This is a genomic window from Streptomyces sp. GC420, assembly GCF_009916105.1.
GTDB lineage: Bacteria > Actinomycetota > Actinomycetes > Streptomycetales > Streptomycetaceae > Streptomyces.
The window spans coordinates 1-3,473 of record NZ_JAAAXQ010000569.1 but is presented as its reverse complement, the minus strand read 5'-3'; the positions used below and the strand labels follow the sequence as shown (position 1 = coordinate 3,473).

Below are 3,473 nucleotides of genomic sequence, written 5' to 3'. Positions count from 1 at the left end.
CCCCCGCAGCCGCCCGCCGCCCGCCCGCCGACGCGGACTCAGCACCGTCGCCCCGCCGGGGCTCCGGGCGCGCCGCGGGCGACTGCGCCGGCTTACGCCGCCGCGCCTCGTCCGCCAGGATCCAGCTGCGGTGCAGCTCGACGAGTTCCTCCGGCCGTGCCCCGCACAACCGCGCCAGCCGCTCCACGGGAGCGAACTCCGCGGGCACGGCGTCGCCGTTGCAGTAGCGGTGCAGGGTCGACGTACTCACGTGCAGCTTGGCGGCGAGTACGCCGTAGCTGCGCCCCGAACGGTCTTTCAGCGCGCGCAGCCGCGCCGCGAACCGGTCCGCCTCGTTCTCCGCCCCCACCGTTCCTCGTTCCCCTCGGATTCCGTCCCGGTCGCGCCGGCCGTTCCCGCGCGTTCCAGGAAGGCATTCCAGGCGCCTGTCGCCGCCCCAGGTCAGCGTACGCGCGGGCGTTCCAGCGTCCCGGATCGTCCGGCGGAGATTGCGGCCGGATCCCGCCGGTCCGCAGGCTGTTGATCACCGCAGCCGACCACGGCTCCGTCAAACCACCACCACCATCACCACCCGAACGGGGAGAACACCCATGCGCACCCTGCGTCTTCGTACGGCCGTCACCGCCGCGTCCGCCCTCGTCGCCGCCCTCTCGCTGACCGCGTGCGGCCCGGACGACGGCGGATCGGGCGCCGGCTCCGCACCGTCCGCCTCCAGCTCCGCGTCCCAGGGCGCGGGCACCGGCTCCGGGTCCGGCACGTCCGGGAAGAACGGCGGCAACGCGGGGTCCGGCGCGCCGTCCGCCGACCAGGCCGGCGACGGCGACGGCGGCCAGGGGAGCGGCGGAAGCCCGGACAGCGGCTCGGACTCCGACAGCGGAGGCAACGGGACCGCCTGCACCTCCGCCAACACCAAGGTCACCGTCAGCAAGGTCTCCCGGCCCCTCAACCACATCCTGCTGACCCTGACCAACACCGGCTCCACCAGGTGCGACGCCTACGCCCACCCCTTCCTGCGGTTCGACGAGTCCCAGGCCCCCACCTCCGTCGAGGAGAAGAGCCGCCCGCAGGCCGTGGTCAGCGTGGAGCCGGGCGAGTCGGCCTACGCCGGAGTCCTCACCTCCTCCGCCGATGGCACCGGCGCCGACGAGGGCTTCGAGGCCACGAGCCTGACCGTCACCTTCGCCGACCGCAACGGCTCCGGCGAGGGCGGCACGCCGGTCACCCTGGACCTCCCCGCCGAGACCTTCTACGTCGACAGTGTCGCCACCGTCACCTACTGGCAGTCCAGCCTCGACGACGCCCTCATGTGGTGACAACCACGCAGGAGCCGATGGGAGACTGACGAAGTGTCCGCACACGCAACGTGTGCGGACATTTCGCGTGAGCGGTGGCAAACCACAACCTCGGGGACCGCCGACCGGACCGATTTGAAGAGTCCGCCACCCGAAATTCACAACGCGGCCGAAAATCGTCGGGTGGAGTGAGCAACCATTGGGGCAGCCTGACTGTCATGCAATTCGAGCCACGCCCATAACTCCTGACACTCGGTAGCACCCACGCTGCCGAGTTGCCCGTACGCCGGTAGTCCTCGGGGGGACCTCCCACTGTGAAGATCTTCCGCAGCCGCTTCATCTCCCTCTCCCGCCAGGGCCTGACCTCCGTCATCCTCGCCGCCTGCCTGTCCACCGCGGCCGCCGTCGGCTCGCCGCTCGGCACGTCCGTGCCCGGCCAGGACAAGCCGGCCCCCGGCACCGACAGCCCCCAGGCGCAGCCACGCGGCGACGGCGTCCTGGACCTGCCGGACCTGGGCACGGAGGGCCCCGGATCCGACAGCGCGCCGACCGGGACCGACAGCGACCTCGGCATCCCGGACACCGCCCTGGAGGCGTACAAGCGCGCCGAGGAAGCGGTGAGGGCCGGCGCGCCGGACTGCAACCTGGAGTGGGAACTCGTCGCCGCCATCGGCCGCATCGAGTCGGTGCACGCCTCCGGCTACGGGCTGCGCGAGGACGGCTACACCGACAAGGCGATCCGCGGACCGCAGTTGAACGGCGAGCAGTTCGCGCTGATCCGGGACACGGACGACGGCGAGTGGGACGGGGACAAGGAGTACGACCGCGCGGTCGGCCCGACCCAGTTCATCCCCTCCACCTGGAAGGACTGGGGCGCCGACGGCAACGGCGACGGCAAGCGCGACCCCAACAACATCTTCGACGCCGCCCTGGCGACCGGCCTGTACCTGTGCGCGGGCGACCGCGACCTGTCCCAGGCGGACGACCTCAAGGCGGCGGTCCTCAGCTACAACCGGTCGACCGAGTACTACGACAACGTCCTGTCGTGGATGAACACCTACAAGGACGGCGAGGTCTCCGGGCTGCCCGACACGGGTACCGGCACGGGCCTGCCGACCATCCCGACGACGCCCGGCACGCCGACGACGCCGACCACCCCGTCGAAGCCCGAGAAGCCGTCGAAGCCGGAAAAGCCCTCGAAGCCCGGCAGCCCGTCCAAGCCCGAAGAGCCCTCGAAGCCCACGCCGCCGCCGTCCGACGAGCCCGACACGCCGGCGCCCTCCCCGGTCAGCAAGCTGACCCGGGTGGGCGAGACGGCGTTCACGACGGACGCGGGCACCAAGTTCGCGGACCGGGCCGCCGTGAAGGCGGTGCGGAAGAACGGCAAGGTGGCCGCGGACCTGAAGATCCGGTTCACCATCGTGGGCGACACGGACGCCCGCTTCGCCGACGGCACCCGCGACGCCACCGTCACCACCGGCTCCAACGGCGTCGCCACGGCCCCCGCGGTCTCGGCCGGGGACCGCGCGAGCACCTTCAAGATCCAGGCCTCGCTCCTGCCCACCGCCACGGCGGACGTCGACCCCGTCGCCTTCGACGCGACGGTCCTCCCGGCGGCGGACACCCTGGTCCGCACGAGCGACGAACCCCTTGAAGCACCGGTCTCCGGCACCTTCGGCGACCCACTCGGCATCAAGGCCACGCTCAACGGCAAGGCCGCGCCCGGCGTCGAGCTCACCGCGAAGCTGATCGTCAAGGGCGAGACGGAAACCGCCACCACCGGCCCCTACTTCCAGGACCCTGCCGACAGCACCAAGCGGGACCGCTCGCTCACGGTGAAGACAGGCGCGGACGGCCTGGTCACCCTGCCGCAGCTGCTGACGGACGACAAGGCGGGCGCGTACCAGCTCGTCCTGACCGCCCCGAACGGCACGACGCTCACCATCGACCTGACGGTCACGGAGGCCGCCGAGCCCGACCCGACCGACCCGACCGAAACGCCCACGCAGCCGGCGACCGGCACGGAGACCGGGACCGGGAGCGGAACCGGCGCTACGGCCTGAACTCGCACCACACGATCTTGCCCGGGGCGCGCTGCCCGACACCCCACGTGTCGGCCAGCGCGCCCACCAGCGCCAGCCCCCGGCCGCACTCCTCCTCCGCGCCGGCCCAGGAGGGTTC

Annotated in this window: 4 protein-coding genes; 2 read left to right on the top strand and 2 right to left on the bottom strand. The window is 72.3% G+C overall.

The genetic code is table 11. From position 1 onward, the window contains the following. Positions 1-349 (bottom strand): helix-turn-helix transcriptional regulator (locus tag GUY61_RS36250; protein WP_166634550.1); only part of this gene is annotated, 349 nt, incomplete at its 3' end. 241 nt (positions 350-590) lie between these two features. Between GUY61_RS36250 and GUY61_RS36245 the strand changes: the two genes are divergently transcribed. Beyond that, positions 591-1,313, top strand: coding sequence for a DUF4232 domain-containing protein (locus GUY61_RS36245; RefSeq protein WP_166634549.1), 723 nt, complete (start codon positions 591-593; stop codon positions 1,311-1,313). A 293-nt stretch (positions 1,314-1,606) separates the two neighbouring features. Continuing rightward, entirely contained in the window at positions 1,607-3,355 is a 1,749-nt protein-coding gene (locus tag GUY61_RS36240) for a lytic murein transglycosylase (protein ID WP_166634548.1), read from the top strand. Here GUY61_RS36240 and GUY61_RS40970 read toward each other — a convergent pair. Continuing rightward, positions 3,345-3,473, bottom strand: a 129-nt coding sequence (locus GUY61_RS40970) for an ATP-binding protein (protein WP_166634547.1), incomplete at its 5' end; no start/stop codon positions are given. The genes GUY61_RS36240 and GUY61_RS40970 overlap by 11 nt on opposite strands.